14 protein-coding genes are annotated in these 18319 nt (G+C 69.4%); 6 read left to right on the top strand and 8 right to left on the bottom strand.

The annotated features are described in order from the left end of the window. Positions 1-9 precede the first annotated feature (9 nt). Positions 10-837: an EamA family transporter gene (locus tag ACXJJ3_RS40605; RefSeq protein WP_458167365.1), complete on the top strand. Its 828-nt coding sequence runs from the start codon at positions 10-12 to the stop codon at positions 835-837. A 9-nt stretch (positions 838-846) separates the two neighbouring features. Here the strand turns inward: ACXJJ3_RS40605 and ACXJJ3_RS40600 are convergent, their stop codons facing one another. Together ACXJJ3_RS40600 and ACXJJ3_RS40595 are read right to left on the bottom strand one after the other, a co-directional pair. After that, positions 847-2181: an NAD(P)/FAD-dependent oxidoreductase gene (locus ACXJJ3_RS40600; protein WP_458167364.1), complete on the bottom strand. Its 1335-nt coding sequence runs from the start codon at positions 2179-2181 to the stop codon at positions 847-849. Positions 2182-2244: 63 nt separating this feature from the next. Next, on the bottom strand, positions 2245-3108 hold the full coding sequence (locus ACXJJ3_RS40595) for a LysR family transcriptional regulator (protein WP_458167362.1): 864 nt from the start codon (positions 3106-3108) through the stop codon (positions 2245-2247). 72 nt (positions 3109-3180) lie between these two features. Between ACXJJ3_RS40595 and ACXJJ3_RS40590 the strand changes: the two genes are divergently transcribed. After that, the gene (locus ACXJJ3_RS40590; protein ID WP_458167360.1) at positions 3181-4044 is read left to right on the top strand and encodes an EamA family transporter; all 864 of its coding nucleotides are present in this window, start codon (positions 3181-3183) and stop codon (positions 4042-4044) included. A gap of 9 nt (positions 4045-4053) precedes the next feature. Here ACXJJ3_RS40590 and ACXJJ3_RS40585 read toward each other — a convergent pair whose 3' ends face one another. From ACXJJ3_RS40585 to ACXJJ3_RS40575, 3 genes are all read right to left on the bottom strand, one after another. Next, positions 4054-4713 carry an NADPH-dependent F420 reductase gene (locus ACXJJ3_RS40585; protein ID WP_458167359.1) on the bottom strand — a complete coding sequence of 220 codons (660 nt, stop codon included), beginning with the start codon at positions 4711-4713 and terminating at the stop codon, positions 4054-4056. Next, positions 4710-5738, bottom strand: coding sequence for an LLM class flavin-dependent oxidoreductase (locus ACXJJ3_RS40580; protein WP_458167358.1), 1029 nt, complete (start codon positions 5736-5738; stop codon positions 4710-4712). Before ACXJJ3_RS40580 ends, ACXJJ3_RS40585 begins: the two co-directional genes overlap by 4 nt. Positions 5739-5830: 92 nt before the next feature. After that, a complete protein-coding gene (locus ACXJJ3_RS40575) occupies positions 5831-6394 on the bottom strand; it encodes a TetR/AcrR family transcriptional regulator (protein ID WP_458167357.1) in 564 nt (187 codons plus the stop codon). A gap of 90 nt (positions 6395-6484) precedes the next feature. On the opposite strand from ACXJJ3_RS40575, the gene ACXJJ3_RS40570 reads away from it, so the two are divergent. Beyond that, positions 6485-7396: an SDR family oxidoreductase gene (locus tag ACXJJ3_RS40570; RefSeq protein ID WP_458167356.1), complete on the top strand. Its 912-nt coding sequence runs from the start codon at positions 6485-6487 to the stop codon at positions 7394-7396. Here ACXJJ3_RS40570 and ACXJJ3_RS40565 read toward each other — a convergent pair. Both ACXJJ3_RS40565 and ACXJJ3_RS40560 read right to left on the bottom strand, forming a co-directional pair. Continuing rightward, entirely contained in the window at positions 7393-8385 is a 993-nt protein-coding gene (locus ACXJJ3_RS40565; protein WP_458167355.1) for a Gfo/Idh/MocA family protein, read from the bottom strand. The two genes, ACXJJ3_RS40570 and ACXJJ3_RS40565, sit on opposite strands and share 4 nt — an antisense overlap. A 3-nt stretch (positions 8386-8388) precedes the next feature. After that, complete coding sequence (locus ACXJJ3_RS40560) at positions 8389-9372, bottom strand: Gfo/Idh/MocA family protein (protein ID WP_458167354.1); 984 nt, start codon at positions 9370-9372, stop codon at positions 8389-8391. Positions 9373-9552: 180 nt separating this feature from the next. On the opposite strand from ACXJJ3_RS40560, the gene ACXJJ3_RS40555 reads away from it, so the two are divergent. Genes ACXJJ3_RS40555 through ACXJJ3_RS40545 form a run of 3 tightly spaced genes read left to right on the top strand, consistent with a single transcriptional unit; the run spans position 9553 to position 13528 of the window. After that, on the top strand, positions 9553-10674 hold the full coding sequence (locus ACXJJ3_RS40555; RefSeq protein WP_458167353.1) for an ROK family protein: 1122 nt from the start codon (positions 9553-9555) through the stop codon (positions 10672-10674). 58 nt (positions 10675-10732) lie between these two features. After that, complete coding sequence (locus ACXJJ3_RS40550) at positions 10733-12097, top strand: DUF4832 domain-containing protein (RefSeq protein WP_458167352.1); 1365 nt, start codon at positions 10733-10735, stop codon at positions 12095-12097. A gap of 9 nt (positions 12098-12106) precedes the next feature. Continuing rightward, complete coding sequence (locus ACXJJ3_RS40545) at positions 12107-13528, top strand: DUF4832 domain-containing protein (protein ID WP_458167350.1); 1422 nt, start codon at positions 12107-12109, stop codon at positions 13526-13528. Here the strand turns inward: ACXJJ3_RS40545 and ACXJJ3_RS40540 are convergent. Continuing rightward, positions 13518-18263, bottom strand: a complete 4746-nt coding sequence (locus tag ACXJJ3_RS40540) for an Ig-like domain repeat protein (RefSeq protein WP_458167349.1) — start codon at positions 18261-18263, stop codon at positions 13518-13520. The genes ACXJJ3_RS40545 and ACXJJ3_RS40540 overlap by 11 nt on opposite strands. Positions 18264-18319: the final 56 nt, after the last annotated feature.

Raw genomic sequence — 18319 nt, 5'->3', positions numbered from 1 at the left:
TGACAGAACGTGGGTGTTGCGCTCGCGCTGGCGTCCGCGCTGTGTTTCGGGCTGTCGGACTTCGCGGCCGGCCTCGCTGCCCGCCGACTGCACAGCGCGTCCGTCGTGCTTGTCGGCCAGCTGTGCGGCGTCATCCTGATCACCCTGCTGGCGCTGGTGGTCGCCGCCCCGCATGTGACGGCGACCGCACTTGGGTGGGGTGCACTGTCCGGGATCGGCACCGGGCTGGGTGCCGCGTTCCTGTTCCAGGCGATGAAGGTCGGCCGGTTCAGCCTCGTCGTACCGCTCAGCGACGTCGCCGGCGTCGCGATCCCGGTGGTGATCGGCGTGGTGTTGCTGCACGACCGACTCGGCTGGTGGGCCTGGGCCGGTTTCGCGATCGCGGCCCCGGCTATCTGGTTGATCACCAGCGAGCACGGCCCACGGACCGGACCGGCCGCAGGCGCCGGCTGGGCGCTGCTGTCCGGTGCCGCGTTCGCCCTGCAGTACGTCGCTCTGGCCCGGGCCGACGCGGCCGCCGGGTTGTGGCCGCTGGCTTTGAACCGGGTCGTCGCCGTACTCACGGTCGCGCCGATCGCCGTTCGCCGCGAGCGCCTGCGGATGGCCCGCCGTACGGCGATGCTCGCGGTCGCATCGGGTGTCCTCGGCACGTCTGCGATCGGAGCGTTCATGCTCGCCAGCCGCGCGCAGGCGCTCTCGGTCGCGGTCGTGCTGACGTCGCTGTACCCCGCCGTCACCGTGCTGCTCGGGCTGACAGTCCTGCACGAGCGGCTGACCGGCCGCCAGGTCTGGGGGCTGGCCTGCGCCGCCGCAACTGTTGTGCTGGTCTCGCTCTGACCGCCTTGCTCACTCCGGGCGGGTCGCGGTGAGGGTTCGTGTGCGGGCCTCGGACCGGAACGCCTCGCGGGGGCTCTGGACCGAGGCCAGCGAGACGATGTCGCGGCCGTAGAAGAACGACGCGATCCAGATCGCCAGCACCCGGACCTTGCGGTCCCAGGTCGGGACCGCGAGCACGTGGTACCCGCGGTGCATCAGCCAGGCCGGCAAACCCTTGATGACGAGCCGCCGGTACTGGAAGATCCCGGTCCCGAGGCCGAGGGTCGCGATCGCGCCGAGGCTGTGGTGCACGTAGTTCTTCGGCTCCCGCCCGCGCAACGACCGCAGCAGGTTCCTCGCCAGCAGTTTCCCTTGCCGTACGGCGTTCTGCGCATTCGGCACCGTGTAGTCCGAGGCACCGGCAAGATCCGGTACGGCGGCGTCGTCGCCGGCGGCCCACGCGTCCGGGACCACCTCGTCCGGCGTACCGACCCGCAGGTCCGCGCGGACCTGCATCAGCCCGCGCTCGTTGTGCGGCAGGTCCGTGTGGTTGCGGAGCAGCCGGGTCGCGGCGTTGCCCGCCGTCCAGACAATCAGCTCCGAGTCGAACTCGGTGCCGTCGGACAGGACGACGTGCCCGTCGTCGGCGGAGACCATCGTGGTGTTCAGGTGCACGACCGCGCCGCGCTGCTCGAACATCCTCACGACCCACGCGCCCGGCTTGTCGGTCACCTCAGGCAGGATCCGCCCGGACGCCTCGACCAGGTGGAACGCGAGATCGCTCTCGGACAGCTCCGGGTACTTCTTCAGCAGCGCCCGGGCCAGCGAGAGCAGCTCCGCCATCCCCTCGACGCCGGAGAATCCCCCGCCCACGAACGTGATCGTCAGCAGCTTGCGCCGCTGCGGCCCCGGCTCCAGCCCGGCCGCCTCGTCGAACGCGGTGAACAGCCGGTCCCGGATCGCAACGGCCTCCTCGACGTGCTTCATCCCGATCGCCCGGTCCGCCACCCCGGGCACGTCGAAGGTCCGCGTCACCGCGCCGGCCGTCACCGCGATCACGTCGTACGTCAGCTGGTAGTCGTCGCCGAGCGCCGGCCGGATCGTCACGGTTCTGTCGGCGTGCGCGATGCCGGTGACCATCCCTGAAATGATCTTCGTGTGCCGCAGGTTCCGCCGCAGCGACACTGCCGCGTGCCGGGCCTCGACCGATCCGGCCACCACCTCGGGCAGGAACGGCTGGTACGTCATGTACGGCCGCGGATCCACCACGACCACCTCGGCCTCTCCGCGCCGCAGCTTCTTCTCCAGCCGCCAGGCCGTGTAGAACCCGGCGTACCCGCCGCCCACCACCAGGATCCTGCGCACTTGAGTCTCCGTCCGTCGTCCCTCGGTCAAGTAGACAGCTGACCGGGGCTGCTTGTGACATTCCTAGAGCATTCCGACGACCAGGGACAACGGCGGCCAGGTGCTCCGGCCCCGGCGCGTCACGGCCTGGGTCCGCATCAGCGGCTCCGGATCGCGCAGTCGGCGGAGAGAGATGCCGGTGGTCTTCGGGTACGCCGCCGGCAGCAGGGCGACGCCGAGGCCCGCGCCGATCATCTCCTGGACGAGCTGCAGGCTGTCGGCACGCTGGGTGATCCGCGGCTCGAAGTCCGCGAGGGCCGCGATCGTCCGGACGACCTGCTCGTCGGCGGTGTGCCGCGAGTTCACGATCCAGTCGCTGTCGGCGAACGCGGCCAGCACCTCCGCCGACGTCCCCGGCGTACGACGGGAGCGGGAGGGAACGGCCAGGCTCCAGGAGGATGCCCAGAGCGGGGTCGCCTCGAGCGTGGGAGCGAGACGCGCGGGCGCGAGGTTGTAGTCGTACGTGAGGGCGAGGTCGACCTGGTCGCGGTCGAGCATCGCCAGCGCGTCGGGCGGCTCCTGCTCCTGGATCTCCAGCCGTACCGCCGACGGCAGCCGCGGTACGACGGGCAGCAGGCTGTCCCGGATCGCGGTGTGGAACGCGGCGATCCGGACCGTACCGGAGGGCTCCGCGGCCGGGTCGAGGTCGGCGCGGGCGGCGTCGTGGGCGGCGATGATGTGCACGGCGTGACCGGCGAGCCGACGGCCGGCCGCGGTCAGGCGGACGCGGCGGCCGTCCGGTTCGAGCAGCGGCGTACCGACTTCCTTGGCGAGGGCGGCGATCTGCTGGGACACGGTGGACGTCGTCACGCCGAGGACGTCCGACACCGCGTGCATCGAGCCCAGCCGGGAGAGCGCGAGCAGGAGTTCCAGCCGACGTACATCCATTCATTGATCATGAACGATCTGTGCAGGATTCTCACGTGGACGCGAACGGCGCCGCGGGCTTCACTGGAAGGCATGCGCACACGGAAGACCGGTATCGCGTTCGCGGTGCTGTCGATGACGATGGTCCAGCTCGGGCTGGCCGTCTCGGTCGGGCTGTTCGACCGGGTCGGTCCGGAGGGTGCCGCGTGGCTGCGGCTGGCGTGTGCGGGTGTGGTCGTGCTGGTGCTGTTCCGGCCGCGGCCGAGTGCGTTCGACCGGAATTCGTTCCTGGCAGCGGTCGGGCTCGGGGTGGCGACCGGCGGGGTGACGTTGCTGTTCATGGCCGCCGTGGCGCGACTGCCGTTGGGGACAGCGAGCGCGTTGGAGTTCTTGGGGCCGTTGACGGTGGCAGTACTGCGGAGTCGCGGGCGGTTGATCTGGCCGACGCTGGCGTTCGCGGGGGTGCTGATTCTGACGCAGCCTTGGCATGGTGCGGTAGACGGCGTCGGCGTGCTGTTCGCGCTGGGGGCGGCGGCGTGCTGGGCGGCGTACATCGTGCTGACGCAGCACGTCGGGAGCAATGTCAGCGGGCTACAGGGGATGGGTGTTTCGTTGCCGGTCGCTGCTGTGGTGGCGACGATCGTTGCCGGGCCGGCGACGATTCCGATGCTGACCTGGCAGTTGGTGATCATCGGGTTCGGTCTGGCGCTGTTGCTGCCGGTGGTGCCGTTCACGCTGGAGTACCTTGCGCTTCGGCGGTTGGACGCGGGCGTGTTCGGGACGTTGATGAGCCTGGAGCCGGCGCTGGCCTTGCTGATCGGCTGGCTGCTGCTCGGCCAGTCCCCCAGCCTGCTCCAGGCCGCCGGCATCGCGTGCGTCATCGCAGCCGGGGTCGGCGCCGAGCGAGCGGCCGGTGCCGGCGAACGGGTGGTGGTCACCACCAGCGGCACGGCCTGAGCGGACCGCTCAGCCGGCCGCCGGATCCTGCACCACTACCCGTCCGTCGGCACCCAGCATGCCTTCGAGGGTCTCGGCGTCGACGTTCGCGCCGAACGGTTCGGTGCCGGGCTCCAGGCGCTTGCCCTCCGGAAGCGGTCCGGCAAGCACCGGGTCGAAGCCGAGGGCGTCGACCAGGCCCGCGACCTGGGCGACGTCCTCGGGCGCGCCGGCGATCGCGATCGCCTTGCGATCCGGGGCCCCGGCGGGACGGGCACCCTCGTCGAGGTCGTGGTAGCCCATGTGGTTGAAGCCCTTCACCACACGTGACGCCGGCAAGTACTCCTGCACGATTTCGGACGAGGACGTCCGCGGGTCGGTGAGGTCGTCGCGGACGCCGTCGACCTCCCACCAGTAGTTCATCGCGTCGACGACCAGCTTCCCGCGCAGCTCGCCGACCGGGATCGTCCGGTACTTCCCGAGCGGCAACGCCAGAATCACCACATCCGCCCGGGCCGCCGCCTCCGCGGCCGTCACCGCGACCGCACCGGGCGTTACCACCTCGACGATCAGCGCGATCCGCGACACGTCGCCCGACCCCGCGATCAGCACGTCGTACCCGGCCGCGACCGCCAGCCGCGCGAGCACCGTCCCGACCTTCCCCGCACCGAGAATCCCGATCGTCGTCACGACAGCAGCTCCCGCACCATCGGAACCACCTTCGTGCCGTACAGCTCGACCGCCTTCAGCCGGGCGCTGGTCGGCAGCGGTCCGCCGGAGTAGATCAGGTCGAAGCGCTTGGCGTCGATCGACCGGATCGCGCCGGCGATCCGGCGGGCCACCGTCTCCGGCGAGCCGACGTACATCGACCCGTGCAGCACCTCGGACTCGAACTCCTCGCGCTTCAACGGCGGCCAGCCGCGCAGCGCGCCGATCCGGTCGCGCATCACCTTGTACGGCGCGAAGTAGACCTCCTTCGCCTCCTCGTCGGTGTCCGCGACGAACCCGGGCGAGTGCATCCCGACCGGATGCGCCGGCGTCCCGAACTGCTCCGCGGCCCGCTTGTACAGGTCGACGTACGGCGCGAACCGCTCCGGCGAACCGCCGATGATCGCGAGCATCAACGGCAACCCGTAGAACGCCGTCCGGACGACGGACTGCGGCGAACCGCCGACGCCGACCCAGGTGGTGAGCCGTCCGGACTCGGTCTTCGGATAGACGTCGATGTTGTCGAGCGCCGCCCGCACCGTGCCCTCCCAGCTGACCGGCTTCTCGTCGAGCAGCCGTACGAACAGCTGGAGCTTCTCCTCGAACAGCTTGTCGTAGTCGGCCAGGTCGTACCCGAACAGCGGGAACGACTCGGTGAACGAGCCGCGCCCGAGGATCACCTCGGCCCGCCCGTTCGACAGCGCGTCCACGGTCGAGAACCGCTGGAACACCCGCACCGGGTCGTCCGAGCTGAGCACGGTCACGCCCGACCCGAGCTTGATGTTCGACGTCTTGGTGGCGATTCCGGCGAGCACCGTCTCCGGTGTCGAGATCGAGAACTCCGGCCGGTGGTGCTCGCCGAGCGCGATCGCGTCGACGCCGATCTGGTCGGCCAGCACCGCCTCGTCCACCACCTGCCGGATCGCCGCCGCCGCGGTCACCGGCGCTCCGCTGTCGTCCACCGGGATGTCCCCGAAGGTGTCGAGCCCGAAGGCCACCTCGGTCATGTCTGCACGCTCCTGTTCGGTCCCCGCAAGTCTAGGTTGACACGTCAACACCAGAACCGGCGGGGTTCATTCCCAGTGCCGCGCCTGGACACCTAGGCGGTGAGCGCGGAGAGGTTCTTCAAAGTCGCCTGGATGACGTCGGCGATCGGCACGTCGTCCGGCGCGCTGATCCACCGCTCGAACGACACCCGGAACACCCCGACCCCGGTCTCGGCCGCCAGCGCCGCGACGTCCGGCGCGACGCCCCGGTCCAGCAGACCCCGCGTGAGTGCGGTGGTGAGCGTCGCCATCTTGATCAGCTCGCGCTCGCGCAACTCCGGGGTGGACGCGATCACCGTGGCCCGGCGGCGCGAGTACTCGCGGCGGATGTCGTCGAAGAAGTCGGCCGAGGCGAGCACGGCGCCGGTTATCGCCGCCATCGGGGTCGCGTCCGCCGGCGCGGCCGCGAGCGCGGCGACCATGTGCTCCTGGAGCAACTCCGAGCCCGCGAACAGTACTTCGCGCTTGTCGGTGAAGTGCCGGAAGAACGTCCGCGCGGTGACGCCGGCCCGGTCGGCGATCTCGGCGACGGTCGTGCCGTCGTACCCGCGCTCGGCGTACAGCGCCATCGCGGCCTCTCGCAGCCGCCCGGCCGCGTCCGGCTCCCACCGTCCCATGCCGTCGATCCTAGCCGATGTCATCGAGTGACATCAGGGTGTAGCATCGGTGATGTCAGTCAATGACATCACTTCTGGGAGGAAGTTCTCATGCGCGTATTCATCACCGGAGCGTCCGGGCACGTCGGGTCGGCACTGGTCCCGGAGCTCCTGCACAACGGCCACCAGGTGCTCGGCCTGGCGCGCTCGGACGAGTCGGCGAAGCGCCTCACCGGCTGGGGCGCGGAGGCGGTGCGGGGCGACCTGCACGACCTCGACCGGCTCCAGGCCGCTGCCGCGGCGGCCGACGGCGTCGTCCACCTGGCGTTCCGGCACGACGCGATGGCGTCCGGGGATCTGGCCGGCGCGGCGGAGTCCGACCTCGCCGCGCTGCGGGCGATCGGCGACGTCCTGGCCGGCACCGACAAGCCGCTCGTCAGTACGTCGGGCACCGGCATGCTCGCGCACCTCGTCCAGGACCGGCTCGCGACCGAGGACGACCACGACCCGAACGGCGGGTACCGCATCGACGCCGAGAACTACGTCGTCGACCTCGCCGCCAAGGGTGTCCGCTCGTCGATCCTCCGGCTGCCGGCGATCACGCACAGCCGGCTCGACCTGCACGGCTTCGCGCCGACGCTGATCGGCTTCGCCCGCCGCAACGGGTTTGCGGCGTACGTCGGCGACGGCGCGAACCGCTGGCCGTCGGTGCACACGCTCGACGCGGCACGGCTGTACCGGCTCGCGCTCGAGTCGGCGCCCGCGGGCAGCCGGCTGCACGCCGTACAGGACGAAGGCATCGCGTTCCGCACCATCGCCGAGGCGATCGGCCGCGGGCTCGACCTGCCGGCGCGTTCGGTCACCGCCGACGAGGCGGCGCAGTACGTCGGCTTCCTCGGCCAGTTCGCGGTGATGGACAACCCGACGTCCGCGGCCCGGACGGGTGAGCTGCTCAACTGGCAGCCCACCCACCCGGACCTGCTCGCCGACCTGGCGGAAGGCTTTTACTTCAAGGAGAACTAGACCTTCAGGACCGGCGCGATCGTCTTCGCCTTCGACCCCTCGTACGCGGCCAGCAGGATGCCGAGGACGGCGATGCCCTCCTCCTCGGTGTGCAGCGGACGCTGCTGACCGGCGAGGGAGTCGGCGAAGTGCCCGATCTCGGCGACGAACGTGTCGACCGGCTCGAACTCGAACGTCTCGGTCTCGCCGGAGCGGAGGCGGTACGAGAGCGTCGTACCGTCGCTGGTCAGGGAGCCGAGCTCGCCGACGGCGGAGAACCGTTCGGTGGAGGTGGCCGGCTGGTACGCCCAGCTGGTCACGAGCTGGCCGACGACACCGTTGTCGAACCTGATCAGGACCTGCGCGGAGTCCTCGCCCTCCATGAACTTCAACCGGTGCGTGGAGAGCATCGCGGTCGCCTCGACCGGCATCCCGCCGGCCAGGTGCAGCATCAGATAGGTGGGGTGGTACCCGGTGTCGATGAGCTCGCCACCACCGCTCGTCTTGCTGCTCGCCCGCCAGCCCATCGTGCTCGGGTCGAAGTCGTTGTAGAAGCTGTCGGTCGTCCGTACTTCGTAGACCGTGCCGATCGTGCCGCCCTGCAACAGCTCGCGCGCCTTCGCGACCGCCGGCATGAACAGCTGGTTGTGCGCGCACATCAGCGTCACACCGTGGTCGGTCACCGCCTTGCGAACGTCGGCCGCCTCCTCGGCGGACAGGCACAGCGGCTTCTCGCAGAGGATGTGCTTGCCCGCCTCGGCGGCCGCGACGATCGCGTCCCGGTGCAGGTGGTGCGGCAGACAGATGTCGACCGCGTCCAGCTCCTCGTTCGCGAGCATTTCCTTGTAGTCGGTGTACGCGGTCGCGCCGAGCTCCTCGCCACGCTGCTTCGCGGTCTCCTCGACCGCGTCCGCCACGGCGGTCACGCCGATCTTGTCGGCGTGCGCCCGATACCCCTTGATGTGCGCCGAGGCGATCCCGCCCGCGCCGATCAACCCAACCTTGATCATCGGCTACTCCTTGTAGGAAATCACTTGGTTGGACGCGGCCGCCGCGTTGGCCGCCACGACGAGACGCGTCAGCTCGACTGCCCGCGCGATGTTGTCGTCGGCCCGCGTGCCGTTGGTGATGTGGTCGACCCACTGCGCGAACGCGTCCGGCGCGTGCTCGGGTACGTCGATCTGCTCGCCGTTCACCAGCAGCACGTTGCCGGCGTCGGTGTACGTCAGCGTCCCCTCGGTGCCGAACAGCTCGATCGTGAACGGGTTGCTGCTCGCGAACCCCGCCTCGATCACGCCGATCCGCTGGTCGCCGTACCCGGCCACCACGACCGCGTTGTCCTCCAGCCCGCGACCGGCGACCGAGCGGTACGTCGCGCTCACGGTCTCCGGCTCCGCACCGAGGAACAGCTGGGTCAGGTACACCGGGTGGCAGCCGAGGTCGGTGAGCGCGCCGCCGATCGCGGCCTTCGGCTCGAAGAACCGCTGCGGCAGCCAGCCGTCCTTGCCGTCGCGGCCGATCGCGCCGTCGTGCGAGAGCCGGACCCGGCCGTACGTCAGCGTGCCGAGCGTGCCCTTGTCGAGGACTTCGCGGATCGCCGTCGTGTAGCCGTGGTACAGCCGCGGCAGCGAGACGACCAGCTTCACGCCCGCGGCGTCGGTGGCAGCGACGATCTCCTCGGCCTCGGCGACCGTCGGCGCGAGCACCTTCTCGGTGAAGATGTGCTTGCCGGCCCGGGCCGCCTTCACCATGATGTCGCGGTGCACGTCGGTCGGCGTCGTGATCACCACGCCGTCGAGATCCTCGCGCGCCAGCAGCGCGTCGAGATCGCCGGTGTACTCGGCGCCGAACCGCTCGGCGCCCTCGCGGCCGCGGTCGGCGTCGTCGTCCCAGACGGCCACCAGGTCCGTCCCCGGATGCGCCTGGGCCTGCCGTGAATAGTCGCCGGCATGCACATGCCAGAAGCTGAGCGTCGCGATCTTCAGTGGATTGGACACGCTGGTCCTCCTCGTGGAACCTGCGGAAACGTTTCTGATGACCGTTCGGCAGATCACGGTACAACGTTGTCAGGAGTCCGCAACAGGGTTCTTCCGGCGGCGTTCACACGCTGAGACCCGCGCGCAGTCCGGGTGCTTATAGTTATCCAGGAGTCCTGGATTACGTGAGGAGCATCCGCGATGTCCGACGAGCCGGTGGGCGGGGATCTCTCGCGGCTGCGGCAGCTGAACGCGACCGCCGTACTGCGCGAGTTGCGCGATACCGAACCGCTGACGCTCACCGAGCTGTCCAAACGCACCGGGCTGTCGCGCGCTTCCACCGAGGACGTCGCCCGGGACCTGCTCGGCCGCGGCTGGCTGGCCGAAGTTGCTCCTACGTCGGGCAGCGTCGGGCGGCCGGCGCGGCGGTACCGGTTCAACGCCGGAGCGGGTCGCCTGCTCGGCGTCGACGTGGGTGGGCACAAGGTGTTGACGCTCGTCACGGACCTCGACGGCGAGGTGCTCGAGCAGGCCCGCGTCGAAGTCCCGGCGCAGGCCGGGCGCCGGGAACGGCTTGCGGCTGTGGACCGGTGCGTTGCCAAGGCTCTGAAGGGTCGTGGTTCGCAGATCTGGGCGACCGGGGTCGCCACCACCGGGCTCGTCGACGGGACCGGCAAGGTGATGCTGTCGGACTCGTTGCCGGAGTGGAGCGGGGTGGATCTCGCGGCGCACGTACGGCGGCTGGTTCCCGGCGCGGTGCGGGTGGAGAACGACTGCAAGCTCGCGGCCCTCGCGGAGACGTGGCGAGGCGTCGCCCGCTACGCCAAGGACGTCGTGTTCCTGCTGGCCGGCCTGCGGACCGGCGCCGGTCTGATCATCGACGGCAACCTGCACCGCGGCTTCGCCAACTGGTCCGGCGAGATCGGCGCCCTTCCCGCCGCGGGCTGGCAGCAGGCGCCCACTCACCTGCACGACTGGCTCCAGCACCAGACTCCCGCGGCCGGGGTCGAGCGGGTGTTCGGCGCCGCTCGCGCGGGTGACGCGAGTGCGCGGCGAGCTGTGGAGAAGTACGTGAAGGATCTGGCGATCGGGACGTCGGCTCTGGTGCTGACGCTGGATCCGCAGCTGGTGGTGATCGGCGGCGGCTTCTCGCGGTCGGCGGACGTACTGGTGGAGCCGCTGCGACGGGAGCTGGAGCGGTGGTGCCTGCGAACGCCGGAGATCCGGGTCTCGGCCTTCGCGGACGAAGGCGTGGCGCTCGGGGCCGTCCGGCTGGCGTCGGGCGAGGTGGAGGCGGCGATCACCGACGGCCTCAGACCTTGACATAATTTTCCTGGACTCCATGATTATCCCATCGCCCCGCCCAGCGAGAGGAAGCATCATGATGCGTCCGTTCACGTTCATCGCCCTGGTCACCGCTTTGTTCACCACGCAGCTCGTCGCTCCCGCCCAGGCAGGTACCGGCGCCGGCCTTACGACGTACAGCCCGTCGATCGAGAACTTCGCGAATCCTGAGCGCGGGCTGTATCACCACACCGGCGACTGCGACAAGGCCAACTTCTCCCAGGCCACGCTGCAGAACTACCGCACCGCGCAGGGCATCTCGCTGGTGATGTGCGTGTTCTACCTCGCGGACTACAAGAACGGCCCGATCGCCCAGTCCGCGCTCGACCACCTCCAACAGCAGATCAGCACCGTCCGCGCCGCGGGCCTGAAGATGGTGCTCCGGTTCGCGTACACGACCTCGACCACCGGCGACGACGCGACCAAGGACCGGGTCCTCCAGCACCTGGACCAGCTCGCGCCGTACCTCAACGCGGGCCAGGACGTGATCGCCGTCGTCCAGGCCGGGCTCGTCGGCGCCTGGGGCGAGTGGTACTACACGCAGAACTTCGGTAACGCGGGAACGGTCTCCAGCACCGACTGGGCGAACCGCAAGACCGTCACCGACAAGCTGCTCAGCGTCGTCCCGACCTCGCGGATGATCCAGCTCCGAACGCCGAAGTTCAAACGCACCATGTACTCGACGACCGCCGTCCAGCCGTCCGACGCCTACAACGGCTCAGCGCCCTCGCGGATCGGTCACCACAACGACTGCTTCCTCGCCGGCCCCGACGACTTCGGCACGTACGAGAACACCGCCGTCGAGTACCCGTACCTGCAGGCCGACACCACGTACGTCGCGATGGGCGGCGAGACCTGCGGCGCGAATCCGCCGCGCTCCGACTGCCCGACCGCGACGACCGAGCTCGCGCAGTTCCACTGGTCGTTCCTCAACACCGACTACGAGCCGAACGTGCTCAACTCCTGGAACACCGGCGGCTGCCTCGCCACGATCACCAAGAACCTCGGCTACCGCTTCCGCCTCGAGTCCGGCACGTACCCCGACAGCGCCACCCGCGGCGGCGCCCTGCCGATCACGTTCACTGTCCACAACGACGGCTACGCCTCGCCGTACAACCCGCGTGCTCTGGAGCTCGTACTGCGGAACGCCTCCACCGGCAGCACCTACAAGCTTCCGCTGACGTCCGACCCACGCCGCTGGGCCGCCGGTACGTCGACCACCGTCAGCCAGACCCTCACCGTTCCGGCCACCGTCCCAGCAGGTTCGTACGACCTGCTGCTCAACCTGCCGGACCCGCTCCTGCCCACCCGCCCCGACTACTCGATCCGCCTCGCGAACCAGGGCACCTGGGACGCGACGACCGGGATGAACTCGCTCCTGCACACGCTCACCCTCAGCTAGGAGAACCCCATGAGACGGCTCGTCACCGCCCTCGCGGCAATCGCTCTGCTACTACCGACCCAGTCGGCGATGGCACACAACGGCACCATCCGCACCTACACGACCAGCAACGAGGTGATCGCCAACCAGGAGCGCGGCTTCTACCACCACGAGGAGACGCACTACCGCCCCGACGGCACCGGCTACGTCCCGCTCGACCTGACCACGCTGCGGAACTTCCGCACCCAGGAGCACATCACGCAGATCCTGCGGTTGTTCTACCTGGAGAAGTTCGCCAAGCAGGACGTCATCGACAAGCACTACCTCGACCTCATGCAGGCCGACTTCAACACGGCCCGCGCCGCCGGCGTCAAGCTGATCGTGCGGTTCGCGTACGCGCTGCCCGGCGACGGCTGGCCGCCGCCGACGCCGTACGGCGACGCGCCCGTGTCCCGCGTCGTCAAACAGATCAAGCAGCTCACGCCGATCCTGCGGGCGAACTCGGACATGATCGCGGTCGTCCAGTCCGGATTCGTCGGGCTCTGGGGCGAGGGCTACTACACCGACTACTTCTCGGACCCGGCCGACCCGAGCCAGGTCTCCGAGCAGAACTGGGCGGACCGCAAGGCCGTCGTCGACGCGCTGCTCCAGGCGCTACCGAAGGACCGGATGGTCCAGGTGCGTACGCCGTACATGAAGCAGCGGATGTACGGCGTACCGACCGGGACCGCGGGTGGTCTCACCGCGGCGCAGGCGTACAGCGGGTCGGCCTTGGCGCGGATCGGGCAGCACAACGACTGCTTCCTGGCCAGCGACGACGACTACGGGACGTACCTGAGCGAGCTCGACAAGGACTTCGTTGCCCAGGACACCAACTATGTGCCGGAAGGCGGCGAGACCTGTGGAGTGGACGCACCGCGCTCGGAGTGGCCGTCAGCAGCGGCAGAGATGGCACGGCTGCACTTCTCGTTCCTGAACATCGAGTATCACCCGGACGTGCTGGCGAGCTGGGGCCAGAACCTCGAGATCGCGAAGCAGAAGCTGGGCTACCGGTTCGCGCTCACCCAGAGCACGGTCACTCAATCCCCAGGACAGGTGCACGTCACTCTGCAACTGCGGAACGACGGCTGGGCCTCGCCCTACAATCCACGGAAGGTGCAGCTGATCTTCCAGAACAGCAAACACACCTTCACGTACGACGTCCCCGCCGACCCCCGTCGCTGGAGCCCCGGCGCCCCGATCTCCCTGAACTGGGCAGTGAAAGCTCCCCCGGTCCCGGGAACCTACAAGGTGCTGCTCAACGTCGCGGATCCGAAGCTGCACTCGCAGGCCAAGCTGCCAGGTTCCAGCGAGACGTACAACGCGGTCTACGCCGTACGTTTCGCGAACAACGGAACCTGGCAGCCGGCCACCGGCTACAACGACCTACAGCAAACCGTCACTACCGGATAGGTGCCCAAGGCCCGTATGGATCGCCCGGAGCCTGGTTCCGGGTCCACCACTTGGCCTGGTAGCGCTTGTCCTTGAACAGCACCACATCGCCCTTCTCGAAGATCCGGGACACGGTCCACAGCGTGGTCCCGTCCTCGGTCATCGCGAGCTCCTGCCAGGCGCCGTACGGATCGCCCGGCGTCTGGCGGATGCTCGCCCAGGGCGCCAGGTACGGCTTGCCCTGGTAGGAGACCTTGTCGCCGGCCTTGTACAGCGTCTTCACGTTCCAGGCCGGCGGCAGGTTGACGCTCACGCTCACCGCACCCTGCGCGGCCTCGAACGTGTCGCTCCCCGAGTACGCCGCCGTCAGCGCATGCACACCCGCGGCCAGGCCGACCGGCAGCGTGAACGTCGCCTTGCCCGCGACCACCGGAGCGGTCCCCCGCACCTTCGTGCCTTCGCGCAGTTCGACCGTCCCGTCGACCGGCAGGTTGCCTGCGGCAACGTTGACGACGACCTTGGCCGCCGTACCCCACGGCACCGACACGGCCGGAGCCGTCACCGTCGGCTGCCCCTTCCGGGTCCGGAGCACCGCGGGCTGCGCGACCGCCGTACCGTCGTCGGCACTGCGGGCAGTGACGATCCAGCCGTACGACGTCGCCGGGTTCAGCCCGTTCCACGTCGCGGTCGCCGTACCGCCGGCGGTCACGGCGTCGGTGCCGATCACCCCGTTCGGGACGTACGCGGCCAGCGAGTCGGTGCTGAACGACGTCTTCCGGGTGGTCAGGTCGACCGGCAGCGTGAGGTTGTCCTCGGCACCGTTGTACCGCGGCTTGGTCTGGCTGCCGTCCTGGCGGAGGTCGTACTCGGTCGCCCCGAAGTTGTTCAGGAACGGCGAGTACGTGTCGATGTGCATCTCGGCGCGCTTGACGTCGAACTGCAGCAGCCGCAGGAAGCTTGCCCCGAACTGCAGGCGGTCCGTGGCCTTGTGATCCGGCGTACCGTCACCGTTCACGTCGATGTTGCCGTTGGCATCGACCAGCTTGGGCCACAGCTCGCCCGCGGGCACCGTGTAGAACTGGTAGTCGGCGAGCAGCTCGACCACGTCGTGCGCGACCGTGACGCCGACCTTCGACTTCAGGTTGGTGCCGACGCCGTGCTCGTGACCGGCCAGCACCAGGAACACGTTCGGGTTCGCCTCGACGACCTGCTTGTACAGTGGCGATCCGTCCGGCGCCGAGAACGCGGCACCGCGGCCGTCCGGGTTCGTCGACGGGCGCAGGTAGTCGTGGGACAGCAGGATCCCGTTGCGGTCCTTGTACCGCTTGAAGACCGAGTCCGCCCAGCTCGCCTCCTGCGGCGTCACGCCGTACGACAGGCCGACCGCGACGAAGTCCAGCCCGCCCGCCGAGAACAGCACGTAGTTGTTCTGGTTGTCCTTGCCCGGGGTGATCGACCCGTCGGCGTTCACCTTCTCGTCCCAGGCGTGGTACTCCGCCCCGGCCGGCCAGCCCTTCGCGACCTCCTGGTACCGCTCCGCGCTGAACGTCTTGCTGAACCGTGACGCCGGACCGGTCTCGACACCGAGCTGATTGTCGTGGTTACCGGCGATGACCTGGTTGACGACGCCCTTCTTGTCCAGGATCTCCTGGTACGACGACGCCAGCGCGAGCTCCTTCTCGACCTCCTCGTTCAGCCCCGGGCGCTGCAGCGAGCCGTCCGGGTTCTTCGCCAGCGGGTCGTAGTAGTCGTTCTCGATGATGTCGCCGGTGTGCGCGGCGTACTGGATCTTGCGGCCCGCGCTGTTGTCGGCGATCCACTGCACCTCGTTGCGGTACGCCGCCGCCCAGATCGCCTGCTCTTCGGCGGTCATCACGTCCGACGGCTCCTTGACGCCGTCCCAGTCGTCGTACGTCCCGCCCGCGGCACCCTCGGTGAGGTACTGCGTGTCGGTGAAGTGCGCGATCGAGAAGTCGTACGACGCCGGGTCCTCGAAGTGGTCCTTGTCGTCCTGCGCCGACGCGTCCCGCGGCGAGAGATCGTCCGCGAACGGATCCTCCCCCGTCACCAGCACATGTACGACGCCGCCATCGACATACCGCTGCTCAACACCGGCAGTCAGCACGGTCGACTCCCCGGCCACCCCACGCCCACTCGTCAGCACAACCCACCGCTGTGCAGCAGAATCCCAGGCGCGCAGGGCAACAACCCGCTTCGGATCGATCGTGCCCTCCCACCGCAACGTGCTCCCCGCGCCCGCCTTCAGGTCGTACCGCTGGAACACCACGTCCCGGCTGGACCCGGTATCGACAGTCTTCCCGTCCAACGGCTTGAGCGAGTTGACATCGACCGTCCGGTCGTGGGCGACGTCGAGCGAATCCGGTACGTCCGCAGCCTCGCCCTGATAGCCCTGCACTGGGGTGACCACGTCAGCCTTCGTGAAGGTTGCGGTCAGCTGCACCCCGGCTTCGCCTGGGATTTTCGCCGTCAGCTTCGCGGACCGGTCGCTGGTGGTGGCTGCGAGCTCCGTCGGTACGTCGGGGATGCTCGCGCTGGTGAAGTGGATCTCGCGGACGGCCGTGTTGCCGAGCGTGTCGGTCGCCGTGACCGCGAGCGTATGCGCACCGGCCGGCAGCCCGTGGCCGATCTCGTCGCCCTGCTTCACCGGCGTTCCGTCGAGCGTGATCGCCGGCGTCCCCGCGAGGCCGCTCGCGTCCTCGACGTTCACCATCAGTGCGACCGTCGACGTGATCCGCTGGCCTTCGGCCGGGACGCTGTTCGCGACCGTCGGCGCCGAGTTGTCGACCGTGAAGTGCCGGGTCGCGGTCTTGTCGGCCACGACGGCCTCGATCGAGTGCGCGCCGTCGGCGAGCGTGGTGGTGTCCACGTCCGCCCGCCGGCCGAGCGCCGCGAGCGGCGACCCGTCGGTGGCGGTGACGTCGAACAGGATCGTCTTCCGCAGGACGCCGTTGTGGCTGCTGCCGCAGCTGCCGTCGCCGACGTACACGGTCACCGGCGAGCCGGCCGGGTACGTCGCGCCGCCGATCACCACGTTGCTCTGGGCAACCTCATGCGACAGCACGGTGGCCTTCGCGCCGTCCGGTGCGAGCTCGAAGTCCCGGAGCGTGAAGTCGTCGTAGTTGTCGCAGCCGCCCGGCTTCGCGCTGCCGTGGTCGGTGCCGGCCACGAACTCGATCACGTTCGTCCCCGGTACCAGCCACTCGTTCGGGAAGGTGAGGTCGGCGGTCTCCTTCTCCCAGATCCCGAGATCCAGTGGGATACCGTTCACCAGCACCTTGTTGTCGTACCCGTTGTCCGAACCGTTGCCGCCGACAAACACCCTCAGGTGCGCGGCTTTCCCGGCGCCGAGCGTCTCCACGGTCCGTCCGGTCGGCGCGTCCGCGATCGTGAAGTGGTACTCGGCCTCCTTGTTCGGCCCGCAGGTCCCGTCGCCGAGCGCCAGGCTCTCGGCGCTGGTCTCGGCTTTCGTGGTGGTCGATCCCGTCGTCGTCAGCAGGTACGTCGTTCCGCGGGTGACCGTCCCGGTCGCGGTGAGCGTCGGCGCGCTGAGCCTGAAGTCGTCGTGGTTCGCGCAGGTCGCGCCGTTCAGCGTGCCGTTGTAGTCGCCGGTCTTCACCTGGACGACGTTGTCGCCGAGCTTCAGGTACCGCTGCGGTAGCTGCACGGTCGCGGTCTCCGCGCCGCTGACGCCGTAGTCGCCGCCGAGATCCACCCGGTTGCCGTTCACCAGCAGGTAGTTGTGGTACCGCGCCTCGACCGAGTTGCCGGCCTCGACGGTGACGCCGAACATCGCCGTACCGGCCGCCAGCGTTTCGGCGTTCTGCGCCGGGTTGCCGTCGATCGCGAGCGAGTCCACGCCGTGTTCGCTCCCGGCCGGTACGGCGGCGATCACCGGCTGCTCGCCCTTGATGACCGTGCCGTCGGCCGGCGTGATCTTGGGGGCGCCCGCCGGGGCGTTGTTGACCTGGATCTTCGCGGACGTCGAGGCACCGGAGGCAGTCGTCGCGACGATCGTGTGCTCGCCGTTGCTCAGCTGCGTCGTGTCGAGGTCCTTGCGGAGGCCCGCCGTACTGCCGGGCTCGCCGGTGACGATGAAGGTCAGGTCCTGGGTCAGCAGGTGCTTCGAGCTGCCGCAGGTGCCGTCGCCGAAGCTGTAGCTGAAGTCGTTCTGCTCGCCGTCGATCGCGGTGCCGAGCAGGCTCAGGCTGATGCTGCTCAGCGGGAAGTCGTCGTAGTTCGGGCAGCGGCCGCCCTCGCCGTACGGGAGGACCTCGTAGCCGACGGCGGCCGTGTTCGTGGTATCGACCCAGGCGGCGCCTGCGTGCACGGTCAGCGTGTTGGCGCCGGCGTACAGCCACTCGCCCGGCAGGTCGAGCCGGCCGCTCTGGCCGCCCGGGATGTCCGGGAAGAACACCTTGTCGGTGCGGCCGTTGACCGTGATGTAGTTGTGGTACCGGGCCTCGGTGCCGTTGCCGCCCATGTCGAACGCGAAGTGCGCCGTACCAGCGGTCTTGTCCGCAGCGACCTGCTGCCCGTCGACCTTAAGAGCGACCACCGAGTCGTTCTCAGCCGACGGCTCGGCGGTGATGCCCTTGGTGCCCTCGAGGGTCTGGCCGTCTCGCACGTTCAGCGCCGGCGCGCCCGTCGACTCGGCCGCGGCGGCCGCTTCGGCACCGGACGTGGTGGAGACGATCGCGGTGCCGGAGCCCGCGACCAGCGCGGCGGCGAGGATCACCGACGCTGTTCTCAGTCTGTGTTTCGGGCTGTGTTTCATGGCAGGGGAAACTCTCC

Source organism: Kribbella sp. WER1, from assembly GCF_054189145.1.
The sequence above is the reverse complement of the archived record's forward strand: the minus strand, read 5'-3'. Positions and strand labels throughout refer to the sequence as shown.